General features: G+C 67.9%; 6 protein-coding genes. 3 read left to right on the top strand and 3 right to left on the bottom strand.

From position 1 onward, the window contains the following. A partial coding sequence (locus WAW17_RS24005) for an FAD-dependent oxidoreductase (protein WP_422335396.1) occupies positions 1–798 on the bottom strand: 798 nt, incomplete at its 3' end. After that, the gene (hemE, locus tag WAW17_RS24000; protein WP_422335398.1) at positions 795–1,862 is read right to left on the bottom strand and encodes a uroporphyrinogen decarboxylase; all 1,068 of its coding nucleotides are present in this window, start codon (positions 1,860–1,862) and stop codon (positions 795–797) included. The genes hemE and WAW17_RS24005, both read right to left, overlap by 4 nt. A gap of 160 nt (positions 1,863–2,022) precedes the next feature. Between hemE and WAW17_RS23995 the strand changes: the two genes are divergently transcribed. Next, positions 2,023–2,616, top strand: coding sequence for a DUF3000 domain-containing protein (locus WAW17_RS23995; RefSeq protein WP_422335395.1), 594 nt, complete (start codon positions 2,023–2,025; stop codon positions 2,614–2,616). Here the strand turns inward: WAW17_RS23995 and WAW17_RS23990 are convergent. Continuing rightward, the gene (locus tag WAW17_RS23990; protein ID WP_422335397.1) at positions 2,613–3,863 is read right to left on the bottom strand and encodes an alpha/beta hydrolase fold domain-containing protein; all 1,251 of its coding nucleotides are present in this window, start codon (positions 3,861–3,863) and stop codon (positions 2,613–2,615) included. The two genes, WAW17_RS23995 and WAW17_RS23990, sit on opposite strands and share 4 nt — an antisense overlap. A 169-nt stretch (positions 3,864–4,032) precedes the next feature. On the opposite strand from WAW17_RS23990, the gene WAW17_RS23985 reads away from it, so the two are divergent. Both WAW17_RS23985 and WAW17_RS23980 read left to right on the top strand, forming a co-directional pair. After that, positions 4,033–5,427, top strand: a complete 1,395-nt coding sequence (locus WAW17_RS23985) for a WS/DGAT/MGAT family O-acyltransferase (protein WP_422335394.1) — start codon at positions 4,033–4,035, stop codon at positions 5,425–5,427. A 47-nt stretch (positions 5,428–5,474) separates the two neighbouring features. Further along, on the top strand, positions 5,475–6,105 hold a 631-nt coding region (locus WAW17_RS23980), incomplete at its 3' end, for a ribonuclease D (protein WP_422335393.1).

Here is a 6,105-nt window from a genome sequence, read left to right as displayed (position 1 = left end):
GACGACCCCGTCTGCCGCACCCACCGGGTCGGCCCACCAGCCACTGCCCTCACGCCTGAGTCCGTACGCGTCCGCATGCACCACCTCGGCCGACGCCGCGGCGGTCAGCGCGTCGAGCAGCACGCCGTAACCGTCGCGCAGAGTCCCGAACAGCGGACCCGCAACAGGCGGGGGAAGGGCCTCCTCGACCGCCGCGGACAGATTCGGGGCCCCCCGATCGAGGGCCTCCGCCAAGGTGGGCAGGGCGGCCCGCACCCCGATGGTGTCCGCGAGACCCGAATACACGCCGCCGAGTAGCGGGTCCACCGACCGCTGCACCACCTGTGTTCCGAACCGGTCCCCGACCAGTGCTGCCACCGACGTGTCGGAACCGGGAATCCACTCGAGCGGTACCCCCCGCTCGCCCGCTATCCGGGCGAGCGTCGGCCCGTCGACCAGTCCGGTGAGCGATTCCGCCGTCGACGGGATACCCATGAGGGTGTTCTTGGGGAGAGGGTGCAGCGCGCCCTGTGACCAGATGAGCGGGCTCAGTCCCGCGGGGTGCACCAGCTGGTCCCCGAGGCCCAGCTCGTCGAGCAGTGCGAACAGTTCGGGCCGCCGCGCGATGAACGCCTCGGCTCCCACGTCGACGGGTTCCCCCGCCAGTTCGACGGTGCGCAGCTTCCCGCCGAGCCGCGGCGCACCGTCGACGATGGTGATGCGGGCATCGGCGCCGAGCCGGCGGCGGAGACGGTACGCGGCAACCAGACCGGAGATTCCGCCACCGACCACCAGCACGTGGGGCGCGAGGCCGGTCACAGCGAATGCACCAGTTCGACCACCGAGGTCAGTACGGCCGGATCGGTGTCCGGGAGCACTCCGTGACCGAGGTTGAAAATGTGACCGATCGAACCGGCCGCGACGGCGGCATCCGCTTCCCTGACGACGCGGCGGACCTCTTTCTCGACCGCGACCGGCCCGGCGAAGAGGATGGCTGGATCCAGATTGCCCTGCAGCGCCTTTCCGGGTCCGACGCGTCGGGCGGCGACGTCGAGCGGAACGCGCCAGTCGACGCCGACGACGTCCGCACCGGCTTCGCCCATGGCACCGAGAAGCTCACCGGTTCCGACTCCGAAGTGGATCCGGGGCACCTTCGCGCCGGCGACCTCGGCGAATACTCGCTCCGAGTGGGGCAGGACGAATTCCCGGTACTCGGCGAGCGAGAGTGCACCCGCCCAGGAATCGAACAGCTGCACGGCATCGACACCGGCATGGAGCTGCGCCTGCAGGAAGGTGATCGTGGTGTCGGCGAGTGTTCCCAGCAGTGCATGCCAGGTCTTGGGGTCGGAGTGCATCAGCGCCTTGGTGCGCTCGTGGTTTCGGCTGGGGCCACCCTCGACAAGGTAGGAGGCGAGGGTGAACGGTGCTCCCGCGAAGCCGATGAGAGGTGTCTCCCCGAGCTCGGCGATGAGCAGCTGCACCGCCTGGCCCACCGCGCCCACCTCCTCGGGCACGAGGCGTGGCAGCGCGGCCACGTCGGCTGTGCTCCGGACCGGATCCGCCACCACCGGGCCGGTGCCCGGCACGATGTCCAGATCGATTCCCGCCGCCTTCAAGGGCACGACGATGTCAGAGAACAGGATCGCCGCGTCCACACCGTGACGCCGCACCGGTTGCATGGTGATCTCACAGACGAGCGCCGGGTCGAAGCACGACTCGAGCATCCCGATTCCCGCCCGGATATCGCGGTATTCGGGAAGCGAGCGGCCCGCCTGCCGCATGAACCACACCGGGCGGTGCCGTGGCGTGCGCCCTTCGGCGGCCGCCAGGAGCGGTGCGTCGGTGAGAACCCTCCTCGCCGCATACGTTGCCCGCTCACTCATGCCTGCATTGGTGTTTTCCAACCCGCTCATCGGTCCTCGCGCTCTCTGCCAGCTCGTTTTCGGCGTCTCTCATGCTGCCATGCCGCAGCGCCGTGACCGATCGCCCCTGCTCGGCGCGCCTCCGACGAGATGACCGGCTCCAGGTCTAACGTCCCGGGCTGTGACGACTTCGGGATCGCCCGCCGAACCGGCCGAGTTCCGCGCCGCCGTCGACGCGATGAATTCGGCGCAGGTCCGTGCGGACATCGAGCTCGGCCCCATTCGCCCGCCGCAGCGGCTCGCGCCATACAGCTATGCCCTCGGCGCGGAGGTCGTGCACGAGGACTCCGGGGTGGTGGCAGAACAGAGCGAGGGCGACGCCTTCGGCAGGCTCATCCTGCTGTACGACCCTCAGGGCGACGAGGCCTGGAACGGCACCCTGCGGCTGGTCGCGTACATCCAGGCCGATCTCGACGCCGCGGTCGCCGCGGACCCGCTTCTGCCGGAGGTGGCGTGGAGCTGGCTCGTCGATGCGCTCGAATCCCGTTCCGAGCCTCTCAACGCGCTCGGTGGAACCGTGACCGCCACGACATCCGTTCGGTACGGTGATATCGCCGGTCCGCCCCACGCGCACCAACTCGAACTCAGGGCATCGTGGACGGCGACCTCGGTCGAACTGGCCCCCCACGTCGAGGCGTTCTGCGAGGTACTGGCCTATGCGGCGGGCCTGCCCCCGGCAGGCATCGCCCGGCTGCGCACCATCGGCAACGACTAGGCCGACTCGGAACCAGCCGCCGGAACGTCGGTGGTTGTGCTGTGCGACCATTCCAGGAACCGGCCCACTGCATGCGTGATGGCGATACTGCGAATCGAGGGGAACACGTCGAATGCGTGCTGCGCCCCCTTCAATTCCGCGTACGCAACCGGGTTGTCCGAGACCCTTCGCAGTGCGTCGACGAAGTACCGCGCCTCGGTGACCGGTACGAGCGAGTCGTTCGCACCGTGGATCACGAAGAACGGCGGCGCATCGGCGCGGAGGTTCGCGAGCGGGGACGCTGCCCGGTAGTCCTCGGGATATTTCGCGCGCTTCCCGAGAACCAGCGGCATCAACCCCGAGTTGGCCCGTTGCAGTACGGCCTTGATTCCGGAGTCGCCGGCGAAATCGTAGACGCCGTAGTAGGGCACGCAGGCCTGGACAGTTGTGTCCTCGTCCTCGAATCCGGGCTGGAAGCGCTCGTCGTTGCCGGTGAGACCGACCATCGCCGCCAGGTGCCCACCGGCCGAGCCGCCCGTCACCGCGATGAAGTCGGGATTTCCGCCGTACTCCGCACCGTGCTCCCGGAGCCAGGCCAGAGCCTGTTTGATGGCGATCAGATGCTCGGGCCACTTCGCCCGCGGCGAGAGCGGGTAGTTCACGGCGGCGCATACCCACCCTCGGGACGCCATGTCGAGCATCAACGGAAGGCCCTGCTGATCCTTGTTGCCGATCACCCAGCCACCGCCGTGGATCTGGAGGAGGATGGGGCTCCCGGCCGGCAGATCGTGCCTGTGGTAAATGTCGAGTTGTGTGCGCCTGCCCCCGGGCGCGTACGCAATGTTGCGGATCCGATTGACGTCCTCGTGTCGCATCCGGAACGGGTTGAGCAACTGGCGCCACACCGGCCGGACGCCGTGCTCGATTTCGCTGTCCCGATCCGCATAGTTCTCGCCGAGCGCCTCGACGAGCGCGGCCTCCGCTTCCTCCCCGGCACGCCGGCCGGTCGCAATCACCGCCCCCAGTCCGCCTATCGACGCCGCTGCGAGGGCCAGGCCCAGACGGTCCGAACGCGAGCGAGCACCGTGCCGTGCCGTGTGCACCGCCGCATCCACCGCGGTGGCGGTAAGGATCTGCGGAGCGAGTTCCGCCGTGAGCCACCCGGGAAAGAACGACGCCACCGATGCGGGGCCCTGGGGCAGCGGCCGAAGGGCGTTGACGGCCAGCGCGGCACCGACCGCCTGCCGGAGAACGAAGCCTCGAGTCATGCTCATGCCCCGAGCCTAGAACACGTTCTCTCTCGCCGTCCCGACCCCGTGGCCGTCTTCGCCGCGGTGAGAACATCACGGACGAAGGAGCGAAAAGGTTCCGCAAAGCCCCTACCTGACCCTCGGTGAATGCCGACCCAGCGATTAGAACGTGTTCTACCATGGGGTAATGCAGCGACTCAGCGGGCTCGACGCCTCCTTCCTCTACCTCGAAACGGCGACCCAATTACTCCACGTCTGCGGGCTCATCGTGCTCGACGTGTCGACGGTGCCCGGCGGATACGACTACGCCGAGCTGAAAGCGGAACTGGAGATCCGAACGAAGGCGATCCCTGCATTCCGGCGGAAGTTGCACGATTCGAAGCTCAATCTCGATCATCCGGTCTGGGTCGAGGACCGTGACTTCGACATCGACCGGCACTGCCATCGCGTCGCCGTCCCGTCGCCCGGAGGCAGAAGCGAACTCGCCGACCTGTGCGGCGACATCGCGGCGCAGCCCCTCGACCGCGCCCGGCCTTTATGGGAGATGTGGGTGATCGAGGGTCTCGAGGACGGATCCGTCGCGGTCATGTCGAAAATGCACCATGCCGGGGTCGACGGCGTCTCGGGCGCGAACATGATCGCCCAGCTGTGTGGTCTCGAGCCGGATTCACCCCGCCCCGAGCCCGACGAATCCGATGAGGGCGCAGGAGACGCGAACACCCTCGAGATCGCCGTGAGTGGTCTTCTCTCCGTCGCGTCCCGGCCCGCGAAGCTGATGAAGATCATTCCGCAGAGCCTCACGCTGCTTCCGCGCTGGATCGGCCGCGCCCGCCGCGGCGAAGCCATGCCGGCGCCGTTCACCGCCCCGCGCACCTCCCTGAACGGCACGCTTACCAGTCATCGCACCATCGCCTTCACCCAACTCGATCTCGACAAGGTCAAGGAGGTGAAGCGCGCGTTCGACGTCAAGGTGAACGATGTGGTGCTCGCCCTCTGCTCGGGCGCGTTGCGGAAGTACCTCGAAGCGCGCCGGGAACTCCCCGACAAGTCGCTCGTCGCCATCGTCCCCGTCTCGGTACGCGGCAAATCGGACCGCCCCGGAACCAATCAGGTGAGCGGCATGTTCACCGAACTCGGCACCCAGATCGAGGATCCCGTCGAGCGGCTGCTGGCCATCGGCCGGCACAACGTGACCGCCAAGGATCACAACGAGACGCTCGGCGCGACCATGCTGCAGGACTGGTCGCAGTTCATCGGGCAGAGCACTTTCGGTGCCGCTATGCGCCTGTACTCGACCTTCGGTCTCGCGGAACGCCATCCGGTGGTTCACAACCTCGTCATCTCGAACGTTCCAGGTCCGTCGGTTCCGCTGTACTTCCTCGGTGCCCGCGTGAAGGCCATGTATCCGCTGGGTCCGATCTTTCACGGTGCGGGACTCAACGTGACAGTGATGTCACTGGACGGCCAGCTCGATGTCGGGGTGATGAGCTGCCCGGAATTGGCACCGCACCTGTGGGATCTTGTCGACGCTTTTCCCGCGGCGCTCGACGAGCTTGTGGCCGCCGCGGGCTCCCGCAGCTGACCGTGGGTGCGCAGCCGACCCGGAGCGGGGACGTAGAGTCGGTTCCCATGTCCGACATCACCGACGAAACGTCCGACCACCAGGTGGTGCCTCTGCTGGCACCTCGGGATGGCGTACCCGATGTCGTGACCACCGCCGAGGGCGTCGCCAAGGCGGCAGCAGCACTGGCCGCCGGTACCGGACCACTGGCGGTGGATGCCGAACGCGCCTCCGGTTTTCGGTATTCGGCCCGGGCGTACCTGATCCAGCTCCGCCGCGAGGGCTCGGGAACGGTCCTCCTGGACCCCATTCCCACCGCCGCCGATCTTGCCCCGCTGGTCGACGTGGTCAACCGCCTGGAGTGGATCCTGCATTCCGCGGACCAGGACCTTCCCGGCCTCTCCGAGCTCGGGATGGCACCCGCACTACTGTTCGACACCGAGTTGGCGGGGCGCCTCGCGGGCTTCGACCGGGTGGGACTGGCAGCGATCGTCGAACGGACGCTGGGATACGAACTGCGGAAGGGCCATGGTGCAGCGGATTGGTCCAAGCGCCCACTGCCGGAGTCGTGGCTGAACTACGCCGCCCTGGACGTCGAGGTCCTCGTCGAACTGCGCGGTGTGATGGCCGCAGAACTGGACCGTCAGGACAAGAGCGAGTGGGCGGCCGAGGAGTTCGAGTACATCAGGCTCGCTGGTC

It is taken from the genome of Rhodococcus sp. (in: high G+C Gram-positive bacteria) (genome assembly GCF_049286785.1).
Lineage (GTDB): Bacteria > Actinomycetota > Actinomycetes > Mycobacteriales > Mycobacteriaceae > Rhodococcus_F.
Note: the sequence above shows the minus strand (reverse complement) of the source record. Positions and strands in the feature narration are given on the sequence as shown.

Excerpts from the sequence above, each read along its gene's own strand:
- WAW17_RS23985 (WP_422335394.1), top strand. The coding sequence starts at position 4,033 with ATGCAGCGACTCAGCGGGCTCGACGCCTCCTTCCTCTACCTCGAAACG.
- hemE (WP_422335398.1), bottom strand. The coding sequence starts at position 1,862 with ATGAGTGAGCGGGCAACGTATGCGGCGAGGAGGGTTCTCACCGACGCA.
- WAW17_RS23990 (WP_422335397.1), bottom strand. The coding sequence starts at position 3,863 with ATGACTCGAGGCTTCGTTCTCCGGCAGGCGGTCGGTGCCGCGCTGGCC.